This is a genomic window from Neptuniibacter sp. QD57_21 (assembly GCF_047778075.1).
In the GTDB taxonomy this organism is placed as follows: Bacteria; Pseudomonadota; Gammaproteobacteria; order Pseudomonadales; family Balneatricaceae; genus Neptuniibacter.
Window position 1 is genome coordinate 2,032,207 of the sequence record NZ_CP180549.1, and the last position, 19,513, is coordinate 2,051,719.

Here is a 19,513-nt window from a genome sequence, read left to right on the forward strand (position 1 = left end):
AATTAAAGCTCGATCGACATTCCGTCATAAGAAATTTCGATACCATGAGATTCAACTTCTGCACGCTCAGGAGAATCTTCATCTAAAATCGGGTTGGTATTATTGATGTGGATGAGAACCTTACGCGGGTTATCCAGCGTATCTAGATACTCAATCATGCCACCCTCACCAGACTGAGGCAGATGACCCATTGCAACACCTAACTTATCACCTACACCAGTAACGATAAGCTCATCTTCCTGCCAAATAGTACCGTCAACTAACAGTACATCTGCAGACTCCATGTAAGCGCGTAAATGAGGCTCGATCTGACCTAGACCAGGCGCATAGAACAGTTTTTTACCCGTACGAGTGTCTTCGATTTGAATACCGATATTATCACCAGGGTGCGGGTCATCTCTATGAGGAGAATATGGAGGCGCACTACTCAGTAGCGGCACAGCAGTTAACTTAAGCTCAGGCGCTTGAGGAATAACAAAAGTATTGTCATTTTCGCCAATCGGAATACGGTTGATATTATTACCACCATTCCAATGCTTAAGCATGTTGAAAACAGGAAAACCTGTTGTTAGGTCCTGTTCAACCATCTCTGTACACCAGATATTATGAGGACAACCCTCACGCAACATCAATAAACCTGTTGTGTGATCGATTTGGCTATCCATATATACGATTGCAGAGATACCTGTATCACGAATTGAGCGATTTGGCTGCATAGGACCAAAATTAGCCAACTGCTCACGAATATCAGGAGATGTATTGAAAAGAATCCAGTTTTCACCATCCGCACTTACAGTAATTGAAGATTGAGTGCGTGGTTTTGCATTAATAGTTCCTGCACGAACACCCGCGCAGTTTTTACAGTTACAGTTCCACTGTGGGAAACCGCCACCAGCGGCAGAGCCTAATACTTGTACTTTCATTGTTATTCTTCTACTTAATAACCGTCGACATCCTGCTGTAAAATATCAGGAAAAAGGCAGGATCGCATAAGAAAAGTTGCTTTGAAAAATCCTCGAACGGGATTTGGGTCCTTCCAAGATAAATTACCCCGACATATAGCCGGGGTAATTTAAAAATACGTAACAGCTTTGCTATTAACGGTTTGCGAAGTACATAGTAACTTCAAAACCGATACGCAAATCAGTGTAAGCAGGCTTAGTCCACATAATGCTTTTCCTCTGTTTTTTGTTATTGAAAGGTATGTACAGTCAGATAATAGGTAGGTCACGCTTTGACATGTATGGTACTTTGGAATTAATTCCGACCTTATTTAGGTTAGCTGATAAAATGTATTTTTCAGGCAAAATTCACCATTAATATAAAAAACCATTAAAAATCATAAAGCTAAGCCCAAAAACAAGTTAGGATTAAAAATCTATTTACCTACTTCCTAAGAGTCATCTATGCATTCCATACTCATTACTGGCTGCTCATCTGGTATTGGATACTACTGCGCTAAAGAGCTACACGATGCTGGCTTCAAAGTCTTCGCAACAGCCCGCAAACAAGAAGATGTTGAACGCTTAACCGTAGAAGGCTTAAGAAGCGCTCAACTAGACCTAAACGACAGCAATTCTATCGACGAAGCGCTTGAATGGGTTCTAAGCCAAACAGATGGCAAACTAGACGCCCTTTTTAATAACGGCGCTTATGGCCAGCCAGGCGCAGTTGAAGACTTGAGCAGAGATACTTTACGCAAGCAATTCGAGACCAACTTATTTGGTACGCACGAGCTAACCTGCAAAGTACTCAAAATCATGCGCAAGCAAAACCACGGACGCATAATTCAAAATAGCTCAGTGCTTGGCATCATCACAATGCAATATCGAGGCGCATACAACGCCTCCAAATTTGCATTAGAAGGCCTGACCGACACGCTTAGACAGGAATTAGATGGTAGCAACATTCATATCAGTTTGATTGAGCCTGGCCCAATTGAAAGCCAATTCCGTGCTAATGCATTCTCTGCTTTTAAGAAAAATATCGACAGAGAAAATAGCTTCCATAGAGACACCTATAATGCAGTGGAAGCTCGACTTGCAAAAACCAATAACGATTACAGCAAGGACCCTTTCACTCTCGGGCCTGAAGCCGTATACAAAGCGCTCTATCACGCATTGACCAGCTTAAAGCCTCGACCTCGCTATTATGTAACTACACCCACATGGCTCTTTGGTATTCTTAAACGCTTGCTGCCAACCTGCACTCTAGACTGGATTCTCAACAAAGTTTCTAAGTCAGAAACCAAGCAATGATCCTAGAAGCCCTAGCTCAAACAACAAAAAAGCCGTCTGAATATCAGACGGCTTTTTTAGTGGCTACTGCTATCTAATTGAACTTAGATACCAACCAAACCATTTCTTTCCATTACTTCTTCCATGACAGACAAACTTGTTGGATCATCGATTGTCGATGGAACAGCATAATCTTCACCAGCTGAAATCTGACGCATCAATTTACGTAAAATCTTACCAGAGCGGGTTTTTGGTAAACGATCAACGACTACTGCACGCTTAAAGCAAGCCACAGCGCCAATCTCTTTACGTACCAGCGCAACCAACTCTGCTTCGAGATCCGCTTCGTCAATTTCTACGCCGTTTTTAAGCAACACAAAGCCAATTGGCTGCTGACCTTTTAGTGGATCGTTTACACCAATGACAGCGCATTCCGCTACAGCCTGGTGGCCCGCCACAATCTCTTCCATTTCACCGGTAGACAGACGATGACCTGCAACGTTAATTACGTCATCTGTACGACCCATGATGAAAACATAACCATCTTCATCTTTGTAGCCGCCATCCCCAGAACAGTAGTAACCCGGGTAATCAGATAGATAGCTTGAACGATAACGCTCAAAATCACCCCAAACAGTTGGGAAGCAGCTTGGTGGCAATGGAAGCTTAACAGCAATAGAGCCCTGCTCACCCGCTGGAAGCTCATTACCTTCCGCATCTAGAATTTGCACATTAAAGCCAGAGATTGGCACTGTTGCAGAGCCCGCTTTTGGCGGCAGCGTTTCAATACCTGTCATATTGCCACAGATAGCCCAACCTGTTTCAGTCTGCCACCAATGGTCGATAACTGGCTTTCCTGTCGTTTCCATAGTCCAGTGATAAGTCGGCGGATCAAGACGCTCACCCGCCATAAATACTGACTGAAGATTTGAAAGGTCGTAGTTTTTAACCAGTTCACCTTCTGGATCTTCTTTCTTAATCGCACGGAATGCTGTTGGAGCAGAGAAAAGCACTTTAGCTTTGTACTCTTCGCATACTCGCCAGAACGCACCAGCATCCGGTGTGCGCACAGGCTTACCTTCGTAAACAATCGTTGAGCAACCAGCTAGTAGAGGTCCATAAACAATATAAGAGTGACCTACTACCCAACCAACATCTGAAGCAGCCCAGAATACATCTCCAGCTTCTACATTGTAGATAGCTTTCATCGAATACTTCATGGCAACGGCATGACCGCCATTATCACGAACAACACCTTTAGGCTTACCCGTAGTACCCGAGGTATAAAGAATATAAAGCGGATCAGTACCTTTTACTGGTACGCATTCAGCAGGCTCAGCAGACGCCATTGCTTCATTCCAATCAAGATCACGCCCCTCTACAAGAGAAGCCTCAACCTGCGGACGCTGAAGAATGACACATGCATCAGGCTTGTGAGCTGATTTTTCAATAGCCTGATCAAGCATTGGCTTATATTCGATTACTTTAGCGATCTCAATACCGCAAGAAGCAGAAACAATCACTTTAGGCTCTGCATCGTCGATACGAACAGCCAGCTCTTGAGGTGCGAAACCACCAAATACAACAGAATGAATTGCACCTAAACGTGCCACTGCAAGCATTGCAACAACCGCTTCAGGGATCATCGGCATGTAAATAACTACACGATCACCCTTTTCAACGCCTTGAGATTTAAGCACACCTGCAAATTTAGCCACCTCATCTCTTAGCTCCAGGTAACTAATCTTGCATTTCTGACCTGTAACCGGGGAATCGTAGATGATCGCTGTAGTATCAGCACGACCATTTTCCACATGGTAATCCAATGCAAGATAGGCAGTATTCATCTCGCCATCAGCAAACCAACGATCAATACCGTTCTCATCTTTCGATAGAATCTTTTCAGGTGCTTTAAACCATTTCAGATCTTGCGCCTTTTCTTTCCAAAACTCTTCTGGCGCCTCAATAGACTTAGAATATTCTGCTCTATAAGTCATGCACTCTGGCCTCTTTCCCATAAGTTAACGAATTGTAGACACTGAAAGCGATTTTTATGGTTTCTTGTTATTAGCTTCCTTCTACGAGGAATTATTTGTCGAAACACTATTTATTGTAGACACTTTCTCGAATGTGTAGACACACTTTAACTGAGAATATCTCTGTTTAATCTAATACAAAAGGCTGATACGCCTATTTATAAGCACAATCCAGATCAATAAAAACTTAAAGAAATCAGTAAACATGCGGTAAACAAGCTGGATTGTCGACAATCTTATTGTTTGGCACTAAAACTAAAGAATAATGACCCCATACATATCTGCAACCTAAACCTAAAGACATGCAAATAAAAAGGCGACCCAATGGGTCGCCTTTTTAGACATTCAAGAATACTCAAACTAACGAGGATATATTCGAGGCTCTATATGCAGATCTATACCATACTGCTTCTTTACTGAAGCTTTTATATCCGACGCTAAGCTTAACAAACGATCTGCATTACCCTCCCCTAGGTTGACCAACACTAGGGCTTGTTTATCGTATACACCAACGCCATCGCCTTTATGCCCCTTCCAGCCCAACTGATCAATCAGCCAGCCTGCAGCAACTTTATGATGCTCAGTTCCCTCTGGGTATCCAACAATATTTGAGAACTTAGCCTTTAATGTATCGAATTGCGCATTACTGATCACAGGATTTTCAAAGAAACTACCGGCATTACCTATCACCGAAGGTACTGGAAGCTTAGAGCTGCGAATATCGCAAACGGCAGTGTACACATCTAAGGCTGTTGGCTGATCAACACCCTTGGCACCAAGAACATCAGCTAAACCACGGTACGCTAGTTGCGGAGTAAAAGTACTGGTTAAAGAAAACCTAACACTCCAGATAATATAGCGACCATGTTCTGCGGATTTAAAGATACTGTCCCTATATCCAAACTGACATTCTTCACGATTAATCTGAACCAACTCTTTATTCTTGCGATCATAAGCCGTCAGACTGTGGAAGCAGTCTTTTAACTCAACCCCGTAAGCACCAATATTTTGTACAGGTGCCGCACCAACTGAACCTGGTATGAGCGCTAAGTTTTCTAGGCCATGCAGCCCCATCTCTAATAGACGACCAATAAATGAATGCCAGTTTTCACCAGCACCGACTTCGACTATTGCTTGATCACCATCATCAGCCAGCACCTTCACCCCTGTTATGCCAACAGAGATAACTGCACCAGGAATTCGATCACGTAACACTAGATTACTGCCACCACCTAAAACCAATAGAGGCCAGTTATTAGCTTCAACGTCATCTAACGCAGATTCTAATTCTTCAACGGTTTGAACTTGCGTGTAATGCTCAGCAATAGCTTTGAAGCCAAAACTATTATGCGCCGTAAGGTCAACCTCTTTCTGCCAAGCCATCAACTTAATCCCTTCTTTATATGCTGTAGAAGACCGTCTGATGCTGATTCCACAAGATCCAGAACATGCTCGAAACCAGCTTCACCATCATAGTAAGGATCTGGAACATCAGCGGAGCTCATGCCTGCATAATCCAAAAACAAGCACAGTTTTCCTTGATAGTTAGCGGGAGATATAGCTTGCAGATCACACAAGTTTTGAGTGTCCATAGCAAGAATGTAATCAAACTGCTCAAAATCAGCGGTAACCGCCCGACGAGCTCTTAAAGCGCTCAAGTCATAGCCGCGTCGTTTAGCTGCTTTTGCAGAGCGAGAATCAGGTGGATTACCCACGTGATAAGCCGCTGTACCTGCCGAATCGATCTCAATATCACCAGCCAAACCTTGCTCTAAAACTTTTGCCTGAAAAACGCCATGCGCGGTGGGTGAGCGACAAATATTCCCCAAACACACAAACAAAACGGAGACTTTTTTATCCATCGGCCTAACTAACTCCCACCAACTCATTATTTAAGGGCTTAATTTTTAGCAATTATCCCATTATTCGAAAATAGTTAAAGCAAAGAAGTAACAGAGGGATCCAAAGAAAGAGGAATTACAACTAGCAAGCTAGCCTATTGCACAGGCAACGACACAAAAACAACAAATTAAAGCCGCGTAGGCTGAAAAAACCTGCACGGCAGATAAATTTAAAAAAACTACCAATGATTTGAAACGAACCCATCTATAATTTTTGCCAAACTCTCAGGCTTAGTTAGCATAGGCAGATGCCCCGTTTCCATGACCACCTCAGCATCAGGTTTGATACTAGCGCCGATTTTTTGCTGAGAAGAAAGAGATATAATTTTGTCATGCTCAGTATAAACATATAACTTTTTCAATTTTGAAAAAGCTTTATCAGTATATTCAACTTTACCATCCGCGATAGCTGCAGGCTCATCAACCGACAAAGCTAACACTTCTTTCTTGACTGAATCAGAGCTAGAAAACGTAAATACCCCAGCAAAAGCTTTAGGATCTTTTATCTTCAGCCAGCCCGACTTTTTATCGTACTCTACAGCGCTAAAGTAATTCTCATCGTCTTCTTTGCTCAACAATCCAAAAGGTTTTGCCCCTTTTAATGGCGCTACTGCGGCTATATAGGCAATCGATTGAATTTGATTTGTACCACAGAGAGATAGCGCATGATTCACAACCGCACCTCCTTGGCTATGAGCAACCAAAGAAACCGAACCTTTCACCTCACTCATAGCCTGGCACAAAGCCTTTGACGATACTGATAATGTGACCTCTTTCGGATCTTGACTGTCATTTCGCCCAGGCAGATCTACAGCTAATGTTTTATAACCCTCGCTTTTAAGCGGCTCAATTACTTTTGCCCAAGACTCTCCTGTCAGATGCGCGCCATGCACAAACACCAACGTCGGCTTAGGTTCTTCAGAAACCTTACCCATTGAACATCCGGCTACTGATAAACAGGCAATCGATGCCATGACTAACTTCTTATACATGTGACTCTCCTAAATCATGAAAAAACCTTTCACTTTAGTGTCTGCAATAGCAACATTGGCGAATTCCAAATCATCAAACACTAATGATTATCACTTATATTAATGCAATTCATAATACGGATATTTTTGAATTCGATCTATAAAGAATCACTTGAGAGTTTGGATTTAGAAGAATGATAAAAGAGCTGTAAAGTTGCAGGGTATATATAAAAGCGTTAACGCTGAGAATGCGAACAACACGACTCAAAAGGTTGGAAGATTTTTTATAGAGATAGAACAGCCAAGTACGCAGATGCTTCACTCCATACTTGGCTGTAACGTTTGATAAAAAACTTAAAATAATCGACGAAGTCGTTCTAGATCTTCTGGCGTATCTACGCCCGCTGGCGGCTGCTCATCAGCTTCCGCCACATGAATTCGAGCACCATTCCACATTGCACGAAGTTGCTCAAGACACTCTGTCTCTTCTATCGGCGCTGGAGGCCACTTAACAAAATCGTTTAGCAGTTTGACACGGTATGCATAAATGCCAATATGTCGCTGCCATGCAAAACCTTCTGGCATAACATTCCGGTTCGTATCTTCCGCAAAACTATTGCGAGGCCATGGAATTGGCGCACGACTAAAATAAAGCGCCATACCCCGAACATCACTAACCACTTTAACAACATTCGGATTGAGCAAACTTTCGATATCTGTGATTGGCTCGCTAAGCGTAGCAATACTAGCTTCAGGTTCAGCACGAAGGTTATGCGCAACCTGATTAATGATTCGAGCAGGCACTAACGGCTCATCACCTTGTACATTTACGACAATATCATCAGCGTAATAACCTAAGTCACTAACAACCTGTTGCAAGCGATCAGTACCAGAAGGATGGTCTGATGAAGTCATACAAACTTCAGCCCCAAATGACTGGGCTACATCAGCGATTCGCTGGTCGTCTGTGGCAATAAGAACACGATCCGCTTCACTTTCGCAGGCACGCTCGTAAACATGCTGCACCATTGGCTTACCGTTAAGATCAGCTAACGGCTTACCCGGAAAGCGAGTCGAGGCATAGCGGGCCGGTATAATGACAGAAAAGCCCATAACTTAATCCTGCTCGCGCTCTTCTGCGGTTAGCTCACGCGCTTCAGTTTCAAGCAACACAGGGATATCGTCACGAATTGGATAAGCTAACCCACTCGCTTTAGAGAAAAGCTCATTAGTGCTTTCATTGTATTCCAAAGGCGTTTTGGCTACTGGGCATACCAGAATATCCAACAACTTCTTATCCATTTTGTGTTTTACCTTTATTAGCTATAGCAATCTTTAATTTATCTAGCAGTTGCGCATAAAATCTCTCTGCCAACTGCGCTTTAATTTGTAAATACCAACAATGCGACTGAGCAAACTCAGTAACTTTTACCGCATCTTTCTCTGTCATGATCACTGGGTAGTCATCACTAAACTGAAAATCCTCAACAGTATAAAACGAATGATCGGGCTTAGCATGAGGAATAACGGTTACTTTGAGTTCTTGCTCAAGGGTATTAAAAAAACGCTGAGGATTACCAATCCCTGCAACAGCATGAACTTGTTTGCCGCTTAATGCATCCAATGACAACTCTTCATCCGTTAAGCAGTTTTTTAACGCTGTAGGCTGAAGGAACATCTCTTCTACAGTTGCAGCTTCCGCAATCTTACTCTGCAAGCACCCATTACTGACAATAAGATCAACACTACGAAGCCGGTCTGGCTCCTCTCTTAATGGACCAGCAGGCATTAATACCCTATTCCCTAAACCACGCTCGCCATCAATAACAACAATCTCAATGTCTCGATCTAATCGATAATGCTGTAAACCATCATCACTAATAATGAGATCACATTCGTAATTATCTAGAAGATACCGCGCTGCTGAAGGTCGATTAGGATCGATGATAACGGGGCACTGGCAACGCTGAGCCAACATAAAAGGCTCATCACCAGCTAACTCGGGAGAACCTGCTGTAGTGACGTCAAAAGGGAATTGTGTCGCCTTAGACTTATAACCGCGACTTATGATGCCAGGCTTATAACCTTCTAGCTTTAATCTCTCGACCAAACTTATCGTTAGGGGTGTCTTACCGGTTCCGCCTACACTGATGTTACCAACGATAATAACTGGTACAGGCGCTACCCATGCCTGCTGCAAATCAGCGTCCTTTTTTCTCTTAGCTAGAAATCTATATAGAGCACTAAAAGGCTTTAAAACACAAGGAGCAGGCTTTTCAGAGTACCAGCGCCCTTCCAACCGAATCATTGAGCGTCAGGCTCCTGAGTAGTGATACTCAATTTGCTAAACCCTAGCTGCCCAGAAACATTCATCGCAGTGACAACAGCTTGATGTGGAGTTTTAGCGTCAGCCGTGATAACTAATGGCATTTCGCGATCATCACCCGCTAACTCCTGTAAAGCACGTCGAAGCGTCTTCGCCTGCGTGTTCACTAGAGCCTTACCATTTACGCTGTAATGTCCTTCATCAGTAATCAAGATCTCTAGAACTTCGATCTCTTTGACGACTGATTCGCCAGAAGCCTCTGGTAGATCAACGTCAAGGTGTGTTTCTTTAGTGAAGGTAGTCGAAACCATAAAAAAGATTAATAGCAAAAACACCACATCAATTAATGGTGTTAAATTGACATTAACCTCTTCAACCCGTTGGCGGGGGAATTTCATGCGCTTACCTATACCTACTCAACGTCGATGTCACGCTCACCGTGCATCACTTCAATAAGTTTTACCGTTTCTTGCTCCATAGTGATAACTAAGGAATCAATTCGGCGTTGAAAATAGCGATGAAAAATAAGCGCAGGGATTGCGATCGTTAAACCTGCCGCTGTAGTGATAAGTGCTTCTGAGATACCACCAGCAAGAAGGCTGGTATTACCTGTACCGTGAATCATGATCTCAGTAAAAACTTTAATCATACCGATCACCGTACCTAACAACCCGAGCAAAGGCGTAATGGCAGCAATAGTCCCAAGCGGGTTTAGAAAACGTTCTAAATCATGCACAACCTGGCCAGCAGCTTCTTGAATACTCTCCTTCATAATCTCTCGACCATGAGATGCGTTATTTAGACCAGCCACCAAAATCTGACCTAGAGGGCTATTACCCTTTAGATCTTTTAGCCTTTCTGCAGTGATATTGCGCTGCTTTATTAGGGTCCAAACTTCTGCCAAAAGCCCTGGAGGCGCAACACGATCCGCACGCAAAGTCCAAAAACGCTCCAAACAGATTGCTAATGCTATAACCGAGCAGATAACGATTGGAATCATAATCCAACCACCAGATTGTAAAAGCTCAAACACAGTAATTTCTCCTTTGACTGCGCGTACTCTATCACAGAGATTAAAACGATCTCCAGAATCGTTTTTCATCCTCTCTCATTGTTATTGTTTTACACCCTTCATGGGCATCAGCAATTAGCATAATGGCACCATCTTTAGCAGTCTCATAGGTTTTCACCCCGCTATCTAAAAATCTCTGCACAACATCAGGATGAGGATGCCTAAAAGCGTTTGCATAACCAGCACTAAAGATCACATTTAAAGGCTTGATTGAGTTGATAAACGCAGTAGACGAAGAGGTTTTACTTCCATGGTGCGAGGCAACTAACCAATCAACAATTGGCGCAACTTTAGGGATTAGCTCAAGTTCTTTTTGAGCACCAATATCCCCTGGTAATAACAACCGGCAATTCGGCGACTCGATCATTAATACGCAGGAACGATCGTTATCATTCGCACCTTCCGCTCCTGCAAGAAACGTAAACTTAACTCCATTCACCAGCCATCCACGACTTGCTGTACAAACCTCTGCACTTTTATATCGATAAGACGTTGTTAACCTATCCACCTTGATGGAATCGAATACAGCTGCAGCGCCTCCTGCATGATCATTATCACTATGACTTAGAACAAGATGATCGATTGAATCAATATTTGCGTTCTCAAAATCTGGCAAAACCGCCCTTTCATAGGCAGTTCCACCAGAGCGATAAGATGGTCCAGTATCATAAAGTAATTGATACTCCCCAACCTGCACTCTAACAGCTAAGCCTTGCCCTACATCGTAAACCCAAACCCTAAAATCAGAGTCGTCCTTATACTTAGAACTAGAACCGACAATTGCAGGCATCAACAGCAGCAATACCACCGATGTAGGCAACGACAATCTCAGTAACAGCAAACATCCCGCAACCAGCACCACTAAAAACAATACAACAATGTTCGGAGCATCTAACTGCCAGTAGCCCATTTCAACCTTTTGGTTCCATTCGACCGACCACCAAAACAGATCTGACATACCGTTCAGCAATGGAATTAGCAAATCGATACCGACACAAGTAAGTCCAAGATGCAGGAATAACAAAGGAACAAGCACTAAAAAAAACGGTATAGCGATCAGATTAAAAAATGGTGCTATCACCGACACACCAGAAAAGTAAAACAGGTAGATAGGCAGCATACCTATCATCAACATAAACTGAAGGCTCAAGGCCATTCGCCATCCACGCGAAAATTGAGATATCCAAATCAACAATGCAACAGCCAAAAACGAGAGCCAGAACCCTATCTCAAAAAAAGAAAGGGGATTGAAAGAAAGAACAACGACAAAAGCTATCCACCACCTTGTCCAATGATCCAGATAAAACATTCTGCTACCAGTGAACAATAAGACCAGCAACATAATAAAAGCGCGTTGTGCCGGTATACCTACGCCTGATATCAAGAGATAAAAAGCAGCTAAGCTTAATGCGCCGAAATAGGGGAACTGGTGCTGAAAGTGAATACGATAAAACACGACACCCGCCAGCCTGCCGATCCACCAACCGCAGAAGGCCATAAAGCCAATGTGTAATCCACTAATCACCGCTAGATGCACAACGCCACTATGTTTCAACAGGTCCCAATCATGAGCCTCCAGCATCGATTTTGTGCCCGTCGTTAATGCTTGAAACAGAGCTATCGTCTGCTGGGTTTCAAATTGAGTTTGTATAGAGTCATTAATCCATATTCGAGTACGACTGTTCCAACTATCGGCTTCCGAAAGAACATTAACTTGACCACGAACGTAGCCAGTAGCATCAATCCCTCTAGCTAACAACCAACGCTCATAATCGAAGCCTGCAGGATTAACTAGGCCATGTGGAGGTTTGAGCCTAGCAGTTAACTCAACACGATCACCCAGCGAAAGTGTTAAATCAGGGTTATACCAAGCAAGGCTAAGTCGATTAACCTTTAAATTTTCATCAGTCCTTGCCCCTTGCACCCCTTGAATCTCGTTGACATCTACTAAAAATCTTAAAACGCCCTCTTGATATCTAGGTATATCGGTTATGACGCCCTGTAATTTCCAGTCTGTGCGTTTAAGAGATTCCGGTAAACGTTGATCAAGCTGGACAACACCCCACAGATTCACATAGAGAAAACTGACGAGGAAAAAGCTCAAGTGTAATGATCTGATACGCGGAGTTAAAATCAGCAGAGGTGCTATAACTGTCACAATAGCAATAGAAAATGTCACTGGAAGTAATTGCGGTTGCAAAAGCGCCACCGCAAAACCAACAGCAATCGCGATCATCCTTGATCTCATGCTTTAGTTTCCTTGGCTTAACTGAACGTAAGGGGCATAATAAACCCTCATCCCGTTTGCTAGCCCATAATAAGTAAATAAGAAGATGCCGCGCAAACTTATAAAAAAATACATGCCCAATGAAGACAAGCTAAAGCAGCACAAACATCTTAGCTGGCTTGGTAGTCACATCCACGAACCAAACCTTTGGCACCTTAATCGAAAATCAGTTTCACGTGCCTTTTTAGTGGGTTTGTTTTGCGCTTTTTTGCCGATCCCTATGCAAATGATAGTGGCTGCAATTCTTGCGGTAATGATCCGAAGTAATCTTCCAATTTCTGTTGGCTTAGTTTGGATTACCAACCCATTAACTATGCCGCCAATATTTTATTTCACTTATCTGGTTGGAGATTTCCTTATTGGGGACCCTAACCAACAGATCGATTTCGAGATGAGCATGGATTTCATCCAAAACAGCTTATCCTTGGTTTGGTGGCCCCTACTGTTTGGATCGGTAATCTGCGGGATAGTATTCGGTATACTCGGCTATCTAACAGTACAAGGTTTCTGGGCTTGGCATGTCGGAAAAAGCTGGAAAGACCGAGCTAAACGTACAAAGTAACCAGATTATAGAACAATAAAAAAGGGTGACATTAAGTCATCCTTTTTCAATTAGCTTGCCATCGATTAACTCTAGCACCCTACCCGTTTTACGGGCTAACTCAGGATCATGTGTTACTAGGGCAAAAGCTATATCATATTCTTGATTAAGATTATCGATTAGCTCCTGAACACTTTCGGCTGTTGTTCGATCTAGATTACCCGTAGGCTCATCCATCAATACAACTGCAGGCTTCCCGATCAGAGCTCGCGCTATTGCCACACGCTGCCTTTCACCACCGCTTAATTGTGCAGGCTTATGATGTAATCGCTCGCCTAATCCTACCGACTCAAGCACAGCTTGCGCTTGCTCTTTTACCTCAGTAATGGATTGATCTCTCATCAGCAAAGGCATAGAGGCATTTTCCAATGCAGTAAATTCCGGAAGAAGATGATGAAACTGGTATACAAAACCCAAGGTTTCATTCCTTACTTGCGCACGCTTAGCCTCGGAACCGGCATGTAGATCATGACCGTTAATGATCACGTTGCCCTGCGTAGGCTTATCCAAACCGCCAAGGATATTAAGCAGCGTACTTTTACCTGAACCTGATGAGCCTATAATGGCTAGCTGCTCACCTTTATGGAGAGCAAAGTCTAAATCCTTTAGGACTTCAACATCTCGGCCTGCATCGCTGTAGCTTTTAGAAACCCCTGCCGCCTGCAATACAATCTCTTGATTACTCATATCGTAACGCCTCAGCAGGATCTGTTTTGGATGCTCTCCAAGCAGGGTAAATCGTTGCAAGGAAACTAATCATGAGTGCTGTGCCTGTAATGACACCTACATCAGGCCATTGTAAATCGGACGGAAACTGACTGATAAAGTAGACATTCGGATCTAAGAACTGAATCGCAAAGGTTGATTCCACCCAGCCAATAATATCGGCGACATTAAGTGCCAAGGTCACACCCAAAACCGTACCCATCAAGGTTCCTAAAATACCAATCACCGTGCCTTGAACCATAAAAATACGCATAATTCTGCCAGGTGTAGCACCTAAGGTTCTAAGTATGGCCACATCAGCTTTTTTATCTGTAACGACCATAACTAGGGTAGAAACAATATTGAAAGCTGCTACAAGCACAATTAGGAATAGCAAAAGACCAATCATGCGTTTCTCTAGCTGAATCGCTTGGAATAAGTTCCCGTGTGTACGTGTCCAATCGCTGGTTCGGTAATAACCTTGAAGGCCTGCAGCAATTTCTCTGACAGCTTTTGGCGCGTCAAATAGATCATTAAATTTAAGGCGAATACCATCCACACCTTCGCCTAATCGCTTAATTTTTGCAGCATCTTTAATATGGATATAAGCCAAATTTGCATCTAGCTCAGCACCCACTTCAAATATGCCAACCACTGTAAATCGCTTCAAACGGGGAACTACACCTGCAACACTGACAGATGCTTCTGGCAAGACTAGCGTCACTTTATCGCCAACCTTAACCCCCAAATAGCGCGCCAAAAGATTACCTAAAACAATGCCAAACCGCTGCTGATTCAATACATCCAGCGTACCTGATTGGATATGATCACCAAGAATTGAAACGTCAGCCTCTTCAGCTGGATCAATGCCATTGATAAGCGCTCCACGAACAACTCCGCGACTGGTCAACATCCCCTGCGCTTGAATGAAGGGTGCAGCAGCAATCACACGAGGGTTTTGTTCCAGCGATTCCACCAGCACAGGCCACTCTTCAATAGATTTTCCATAACCACTGATTGATGCATGCGGGACCATACCGAGAATGCGCTGTTTCAGCTCTCTATCGAAGCCATTCATAACAGATAGGACAATAATTAATGCAGCCACACCTAACATCAGCCCCAACATCGAGGCTAAAGAGATAAAGGAGATAAAATGGTTATTGCGCTTAGCTGCCGTATAGCGCAATCCAATAAATATAGATAAGGGCTTAAACATGTGGCGATTAAACCACATAAAATTATGCGTGTGAAACGATAAAAGACTGAACTTTTAGAATAGGAACAAGTCTTAACTTACTGTTATTAAAACATTAGTTACTATAAAAACTTTACATTTCAATCTACTAAAACAAATCATTCATAGGTGCTTTTGTACGCGTTTATTCATATACTCCAAGCTATCTATGCAATATTAATTTGAGGGCAAAGCATGCAGGAACAAGATCGCCGTCAGTATTTCCGTATTGACCAACATGTTTCTTTAGAACTGAAAGTCATTTCTGAATCAGAAATTTCTGATCACCCAAGCCCTACACAGTTCGATGTTTCGCCTAATTTTCTTCTTTTAAGCCAACTTCAAGCGCTTGATAGCGACAGTAGCCATCTATTACGTAAGGTTGCAGAAAAAGATAGCAATGTTGCGACTTTATTAACGGTTATGCATAACAAGATCGAGCGAATCGCCCAAGCAATCGCCTCAACAGAAATGACCGTAGGCCAAAGCGCGATCCAAGAAGTCAATCTATCTGAAGGCGGCTTACAGTTCAGATACAACGAAGCTATTAAAAAAGATGCATTCTTATCGATCAAGCTCGTATTCCCTGACTCATGTATTGGCCTTCTACTCTATGCACAATGCCTAAGAAGTGATTCCATGGGAGATGGTAGCCACCTGACCAGCGTCGAGTTTATTAAAATGCCTGAAAACTGCCGTATGATTTTGGCTCGCCAGATTTTCGAAAGCCAAGCTAAATTGCGCAAACAGCAAGCTGAAGAACCACAAGAAGCTTAAGTAATGAGCAAAGGGATCATTGCACTCACACAAGCTTTTGATCGACTGAACCAAGTACAAAAGTCACTAAGCACTCAACTCCAGCAAAATGACTGTAGATATTGGCTGCTTAGTGATAACCAACAGGATTCGTCATTAACTGACGCTATAAACACTATCACCAATATATGGCATTCAGCCGGAGGAGATGGTCGACGTACCGAGAACCTATACGGCCTCATTGGTGTGCCTTGCCATATCATTCCGCTGATCCATCAACTCAATACTCATAAGCAAAATTTTCAAACTAGCGTGAGACAATTTCGTGAAGCTAATGGGGATCCAAACCCAGTTATCTTCAAACGCGCCGAAGAACTTAATTTGGCACTTCAACAACAAGGCATGGCGCGCGTAAATTTAAAACAGTGTTACCGCCAAATACCTCTACTTGAAAAGCGTCCAAACAAAGTAACCTTTAGCTGGTACAGTAGTGGCAGAAGCTTAAGGAAAGTATCGATTAAAGAAGCAGAGCAACGCCTGTTAGCTATGGATACTAATCAATTACATATCCAGCTTCAGCTTCAAGCACTAGGCAAAATCCCAAGCAATGAAGTGCTAGTACAGTTACAAAATCAAGTTCCTGTGATGCGAGCGAATATCGTTTGGAAAGATAAAGACAAACTCATAAGAAAAGCTCGTAACTGCCCGCTTCCTTTATTTTTCCCTTTAGATGCAGAAGAAGCTTTTCCGGAATATAATACCCCCTCTTTTACACCCCCCGATCAACGCAAACGGCAGCTTCGGAGTGATGTAATTATCGACCCCGAACCATATTTACCGAGCTTGCGTATACACCGCTACAAGAAGACATGACTGAAGAAAAATCGAACAAAAATACTAAACTCCACCATTTAGCAGCTGGCATTGGTTTCGCTGGCTTAATTTTGTGGTATTACGCAGGCTACAAACTAGGTTTTCTTGACTGGGCCATTCAGCAAGTTCCACCCAAATATGCAGGCGCAGGCATGATGGTTGGCGTCATGGTGTTGATGACACCTGGCTTTTTCATTTGGTCGCGTTATAACCGCTGGATTGAAAAGCGTTTAGAAATTACAGGTCAGTACTATGAAGATGAGTACTACAAAAACGACGAAGCCTTAAAACAACAACGCAAAAACAAAAAGAAGTAGCTTCCATTTTTTCCTTTAGCACTCGGAACTCATCCACTACCTGCTCCTGAGTGCTCTTCAGCCTTAATTAAGGCTATACCGTTTAATATCTCCCTTGAAAAACCTTCACGTTATCAAACTTGAAGAATATCCAAGCTAGACCTGTAATTAAAAAACCCCTTCATTTTGTCGCTGATGGATGCGGCAGGATAGACATAGAAGCAGGAGGCTAGTTATGCAGTATTTACTTGCTTTAGTAATGGTCTTTCTTGGCTCTTATACGCCGATATGTCAAAGCATGGAATTAGCCGCAACATCTCCTCTACAGGCAGCAAATCAAAATTCCGTTCCAGAAACTTCAGCTGACCTATTAAAACCTCCATCTAACGCCAAAGATGTGAAGCATCTTGCTAGTGACTTGAACCCGATTCAAATCTTACAGAAAGAATATGAGAAGTACCGCGCTCTAGCAGATACTCAGCAATGGAAAACCATTCCAAGAGGGCCATTACTAAGATTTGGCGACACCCACCCGCACGTACCGATGATTCGAGAAAAGCTCATTACACTGGGTGATCTTTCATCAGCAAACTGTTCATCCATTTCAGACCCACTGTTTGACACAGAGCTGCATGAAGCATTGGAAAGATTCCAGAAAAGGCACGGCGCCAAGGTTGATGGTATTGCAGGCCCTGAAACAAGACGCACTCTAAATGTTTCTCTTCATAAAAGAGCGGATCAGTTATACGTAAATATTCTTCGACTTCAGCAGTTCCAACCAAACACTGATCGCTACATTCAAGTCAATGTGCCTGACTTTAGACTACACCTGATCGAGCAAGGCAGATCAGTCCTGAGCATGAAAACCATCGTGGGCAAGAAGAAAAGGAAAACCCCAATCTTCGAAACAGAAGTTAACCGTATCGTAATCAACCCCTCTTGGCACGTGCCTAAGAGTATCGCCTATAGAGATATCGTGCCTGAACTTGAGAAAGACCCAAGTTTTCTAAAGAAAGCGAGACTGAACCTAGTCACTGGCTGGGGCAATAACAAACGCATTATCGCTGCTGAAGATATCGATTACGATAAACTATATAAAGGCGAAAACTATCAACGTTTTTGGGAAGCACCAAGTTCATCAAACACGCTTGGAAGTGTGAAATTCCTGACCTCTGGCCCTTATTCAGTCTATCTCCACGACACTTCAGCTAAACGCCTTTTTAATGAATCTAAGCGCGCTTTTAGTTCAGGATGCATTCGAGTTGAGCAACCACGCCAACTTGCAGATCAGCTCATGCGAATGACGCAAGGTTGGAATAGCAGCAAACTAGATCCATTATTTGAACAAGAGAAAACTAAACACATACGTTTGTTAGACCCTATCCCATTACATGTAACTTATTGGACTGCGTTTATCGATCAGGACGGTGATTTAAACTTCCGTCACGACCTATATAAACGCGATAGATATGACCTAACACGACTAGAAGAAGCACTTTTAAACACAGATGCACGCCAAAATTAATCAAGTTGCTCAAAATATACTCAAGAATAATTCATGCAGATGACTGATCAATTTATATACAAACAATTATTTGATCAGGCATAATTATTTCTTTTTCAGATGTTTTGATACCTAATGACCGATCAGAAAGATTCTATTGTTATCCCTTCCCCGACACGACGTAAATTTTTAAAAGCCCTAGGTGGATTATCAGCGTTAAGCGCTATGCCCTCAGCAGCTTTTGCCAATATCCATAAGGCTAAAGACCATTCGTTATCATTGGTAAACCTACACACTGGCGAAGCTTTAAATAGTACATTTTTCACTGAAGGTAGCTTCCAAAAGGATAGCCTTGGCGCACTTGATCACCTATTGCGCGATCATCGAACAGATCAAGTTCACCCAATGAATCAACAGCTAATGATGTTGCTGCATGATTTGCAACAAACATTTGGTGAGCATAAGCCTATTCACGTTATATCGGCTTACCGCTCTCCTAAAACCAATGCCATGTTGAGCAGCAAAAGCGGAAAAGTAGCTAAGAAAAGCTTGCATATGCAGGGTAAAGCCATTGATATTCGCATTCCGGGTGTCGATGTTAAAGATCTTCAACGTGCTGCATTGAGCATGAAGTCTGGAGGTGTGGGTCTATATACACGCAGTAACTTTGTGCATCTTGATGTAGGCAGAGTAAGGCAGTGGGGATCGTAA

The 19,513-nt window shown here is 42.9% G+C and carries 21 protein-coding genes; 7 read left to right on the forward strand and 14 right to left on the reverse strand.

Going from position 1 to position 19,513, the window contains the following annotated elements:
* Positions 1–2: 2 nt before the first annotated feature.
* Together pqqB and pqqA are read right to left on the reverse strand one after the other, a co-directional pair.
* A complete protein-coding gene (pqqB, locus tag ACMXYS_RS09035) occupies positions 3–923 on the reverse strand; it encodes a pyrroloquinoline quinone biosynthesis protein PqqB (protein ID WP_415881391.1) in 921 nt (306 codons plus the stop codon).
* A 174-nt stretch (positions 924–1,097) separates the two neighbouring features.
* Entirely contained in the window at positions 1,098–1,169 is a 72-nt protein-coding gene (gene pqqA, locus ACMXYS_RS09040; RefSeq protein ID WP_003243383.1) for a pyrroloquinoline quinone precursor peptide PqqA, read from the reverse strand.
* A gap of 237 nt (positions 1,170–1,406) precedes the next feature.
* On the opposite strand from pqqA, the gene ACMXYS_RS09045 reads away from it, so the two are divergent.
* Positions 1,407–2,258, forward strand: coding sequence for an SDR family oxidoreductase (locus tag ACMXYS_RS09045; protein WP_415896306.1), 852 nt, complete (start codon positions 1,407–1,409; stop codon positions 2,256–2,258).
* A gap of 83 nt (positions 2,259–2,341) precedes the next feature.
* On the opposite strand, the gene ACMXYS_RS09050 is transcribed toward ACMXYS_RS09045, so the two are convergent.
* From ACMXYS_RS09050 to ACMXYS_RS09095, 10 genes are all read right to left on the reverse strand, one after another.
* A complete protein-coding gene (locus tag ACMXYS_RS09050; protein ID WP_415896307.1) occupies positions 2,342–4,234 on the reverse strand; it encodes a propionyl-CoA synthetase in 1,893 nt (630 codons plus the stop codon).
* 399 nt (positions 4,235–4,633) lie between these two features.
* Positions 4,634–5,656: a UDP-N-acetylmuramate dehydrogenase gene (murB, locus tag ACMXYS_RS09055; RefSeq protein ID WP_415896308.1), complete on the reverse strand. Its 1,023-nt coding sequence runs from the start codon at positions 5,654–5,656 to the stop codon at positions 4,634–4,636.
* Positions 5,656–6,135 (reverse strand): low molecular weight protein-tyrosine-phosphatase, encoded by a 480-nt coding sequence (locus ACMXYS_RS09060; RefSeq protein ID WP_415896309.1) that lies wholly within the window; start codon positions 6,133–6,135, stop codon positions 5,656–5,658. The genes murB and ACMXYS_RS09060 overlap by 1 nt, the downstream gene beginning before the upstream one ends.
* A 218-nt stretch (positions 6,136–6,353) precedes the next feature.
* Positions 6,354–7,166 (reverse strand): alpha/beta fold hydrolase, encoded by an 813-nt coding sequence (locus ACMXYS_RS09065; RefSeq protein WP_415896310.1) that lies wholly within the window; start codon positions 7,164–7,166, stop codon positions 6,354–6,356.
* Between the two features lie 333 nt (positions 7,167–7,499).
* The gene (gene kdsB / locus ACMXYS_RS09070; protein ID WP_415881397.1) at positions 7,500–8,258 is read right to left on the reverse strand and encodes a 3-deoxy-manno-octulosonate cytidylyltransferase; all 759 of its coding nucleotides are present in this window, start codon (positions 8,256–8,258) and stop codon (positions 7,500–7,502) included.
* Positions 8,259–8,261: 3 nt separating this feature from the next.
* The gene (locus ACMXYS_RS09075) at positions 8,262–8,447 is read right to left on the reverse strand and encodes a Trm112 family protein (protein WP_415881398.1); all 186 of its coding nucleotides are present in this window, start codon (positions 8,445–8,447) and stop codon (positions 8,262–8,264) included.
* A complete protein-coding gene (gene lpxK / locus ACMXYS_RS09080; RefSeq protein ID WP_415896311.1) occupies positions 8,440–9,453 on the reverse strand; it encodes a tetraacyldisaccharide 4'-kinase in 1,014 nt (337 codons plus the stop codon). Before lpxK ends, ACMXYS_RS09075 begins: the two co-directional genes overlap by 8 nt.
* Complete coding sequence (locus ACMXYS_RS09085) at positions 9,450–9,869, reverse strand: ExbD/TolR family protein (RefSeq protein WP_415894628.1); 420 nt, start codon at positions 9,867–9,869, stop codon at positions 9,450–9,452. Before ACMXYS_RS09085 ends, lpxK begins: the two co-directional genes overlap by 4 nt.
* A 14-nt stretch (positions 9,870–9,883) precedes the next feature.
* Positions 9,884–10,504 carry a MotA/TolQ/ExbB proton channel family protein gene (locus tag ACMXYS_RS09090; protein ID WP_415881401.1) on the reverse strand — a complete coding sequence of 207 codons (621 nt, stop codon included), beginning with the start codon at positions 10,502–10,504 and terminating at the stop codon, positions 9,884–9,886.
* A gap of 40 nt (positions 10,505–10,544) precedes the next feature.
* Positions 10,545–12,779 (reverse strand): DNA internalization-related competence protein ComEC/Rec2, encoded by a 2,235-nt coding sequence (locus ACMXYS_RS09095; RefSeq protein ID WP_415896312.1) that lies wholly within the window; start codon positions 12,777–12,779, stop codon positions 10,545–10,547.
* Positions 12,780–12,903: 124 nt separating this feature from the next.
* Here ACMXYS_RS09095 and ACMXYS_RS09100 point away from each other — a divergent pair, with 124 nt between their 5' ends.
* Positions 12,904–13,392 (forward strand): DUF2062 domain-containing protein, encoded by a 489-nt coding sequence (locus ACMXYS_RS09100; protein WP_415884657.1) that lies wholly within the window; start codon positions 12,904–12,906, stop codon positions 13,390–13,392.
* 36 nt (positions 13,393–13,428) lie between these two features.
* Here ACMXYS_RS09100 and lolD read toward each other — a convergent pair whose 3' ends face one another.
* Together lolD and ACMXYS_RS09110 are read right to left on the reverse strand one after the other, a co-directional pair.
* Positions 13,429–14,118, reverse strand: a complete 690-nt coding sequence (gene lolD / locus ACMXYS_RS09105; RefSeq protein WP_415896313.1) for a lipoprotein-releasing ABC transporter ATP-binding protein LolD — start codon at positions 14,116–14,118, stop codon at positions 13,429–13,431.
* A complete protein-coding gene (locus ACMXYS_RS09110; RefSeq protein WP_415896314.1) occupies positions 14,111–15,355 on the reverse strand; it encodes a lipoprotein-releasing ABC transporter permease subunit in 1,245 nt (414 codons plus the stop codon). The genes lolD and ACMXYS_RS09110 overlap by 8 nt, the downstream gene beginning before the upstream one ends.
* Positions 15,356–15,568: 213 nt before the next feature.
* On the opposite strand from ACMXYS_RS09110, the gene ACMXYS_RS09115 reads away from it, so the two are divergent.
* The 5 genes from ACMXYS_RS09115 to ACMXYS_RS09135 all read left to right on the forward strand — a co-directional run bounded on the left by ACMXYS_RS09115 (position 15,569) and on the right by ACMXYS_RS09135 (position 19,513).
* Positions 15,569–16,150 carry a PilZ domain-containing protein gene (locus ACMXYS_RS09115; protein ID WP_415896315.1) on the forward strand — a complete coding sequence of 194 codons (582 nt, stop codon included), beginning with the start codon at positions 15,569–15,571 and terminating at the stop codon, positions 16,148–16,150.
* Between the two features lie 3 nt (positions 16,151–16,153).
* Positions 16,154–17,002, forward strand: coding sequence for a hypothetical protein (locus ACMXYS_RS09120; protein WP_415896316.1), 849 nt, complete (start codon positions 16,154–16,156; stop codon positions 17,000–17,002).
* Positions 16,999–17,319 carry a hypothetical protein gene (locus ACMXYS_RS09125; RefSeq protein ID WP_415896317.1) on the forward strand — a complete coding sequence of 107 codons (321 nt, stop codon included), beginning with the start codon at positions 16,999–17,001 and terminating at the stop codon, positions 17,317–17,319. The genes ACMXYS_RS09120 and ACMXYS_RS09125 overlap by 4 nt, the downstream gene beginning before the upstream one ends.
* Before the next feature lie 214 nt (positions 17,320–17,533).
* Positions 17,534–18,823 carry a L,D-transpeptidase family protein gene (locus ACMXYS_RS09130; protein ID WP_415896318.1) on the forward strand — a complete coding sequence of 430 codons (1,290 nt, stop codon included), beginning with the start codon at positions 17,534–17,536 and terminating at the stop codon, positions 18,821–18,823.
* Between the two features lie 114 nt (positions 18,824–18,937).
* Entirely contained in the window at positions 18,938–19,513 is a 576-nt protein-coding gene (locus tag ACMXYS_RS09135; protein WP_415881408.1) for a DUF882 domain-containing protein, read from the forward strand.

Coding starts and splice junctions, on each gene's coding strand:
- ACMXYS_RS09130 (WP_415896318.1), top strand. CDS start 17,534: ATGCAGTATTTACTTGCTTTAGTAATGGTCTTTCTTGGCTCTTATACG.
- ACMXYS_RS09125 (WP_415896317.1), top strand. CDS start 16,999: ATGACTGAAGAAAAATCGAACAAAAATACTAAACTCCACCATTTAGCA.
- lpxK (WP_415896311.1), bottom strand. CDS start 9,453: ATGATTCGGTTGGAAGGGCGCTGGTACTCTGAAAAGCCTGCTCCTTGT.
- ACMXYS_RS09120 (WP_415896316.1), top strand. CDS start 16,154: ATGAGCAAAGGGATCATTGCACTCACACAAGCTTTTGATCGACTGAAC.
- ACMXYS_RS09115 (WP_415896315.1), top strand. CDS start 15,569: ATGCAGGAACAAGATCGCCGTCAGTATTTCCGTATTGACCAACATGTT.
- kdsB (WP_415881397.1), bottom strand. CDS start 8,258: ATGGGCTTTTCTGTCATTATACCGGCCCGCTATGCCTCGACTCGCTTT.
- lolD (WP_415896313.1), bottom strand. CDS start 14,118: ATGAGTAATCAAGAGATTGTATTGCAGGCGGCAGGGGTTTCTAAAAGC.
- ACMXYS_RS09045 (WP_415896306.1), top strand. CDS start 1,407: ATGCATTCCATACTCATTACTGGCTGCTCATCTGGTATTGGATACTAC.
- pqqB (WP_415881391.1), bottom strand. CDS start 923: ATGAAAGTACAAGTATTAGGCTCTGCCGCTGGTGGCGGTTTCCCACAG.
- ACMXYS_RS09135 (WP_415881408.1), top strand. CDS start 18,938: ATGACCGATCAGAAAGATTCTATTGTTATCCCTTCCCCGACACGACGT.
- ACMXYS_RS09060 (WP_415896309.1), bottom strand. CDS start 6,135: ATGGATAAAAAAGTCTCCGTTTTGTTTGTGTGTTTGGGGAATATTTGT.
- ACMXYS_RS09085 (WP_415894628.1), bottom strand. CDS start 9,869: ATGAAATTCCCCCGCCAACGGGTTGAAGAGGTTAATGTCAATTTAACA.
- ACMXYS_RS09065 (WP_415896310.1), bottom strand. CDS start 7,166: ATGTATAAGAAGTTAGTCATGGCATCGATTGCCTGTTTATCAGTAGCC.
- ACMXYS_RS09100 (WP_415884657.1), top strand. CDS start 12,904: ATGCCCAATGAAGACAAGCTAAAGCAGCACAAACATCTTAGCTGGCTT.
- ACMXYS_RS09095 (WP_415896312.1), bottom strand. CDS start 12,779: ATGATCGCGATTGCTGTTGGTTTTGCGGTGGCGCTTTTGCAACCGCAA.
- ACMXYS_RS09110 (WP_415896314.1), bottom strand. CDS start 15,355: ATGTTTAAGCCCTTATCTATATTTATTGGATTGCGCTATACGGCAGCT.
- murB (WP_415896308.1), bottom strand. CDS start 5,656: ATGGCTTGGCAGAAAGAGGTTGACCTTACGGCGCATAATAGTTTTGGC.
- ACMXYS_RS09050 (WP_415896307.1), bottom strand. CDS start 4,234: ATGACTTATAGAGCAGAATATTCTAAGTCTATTGAGGCGCCAGAAGAG.
- ACMXYS_RS09075 (WP_415881398.1), bottom strand. CDS start 8,447: ATGGATAAGAAGTTGTTGGATATTCTGGTATGCCCAGTAGCCAAAACG.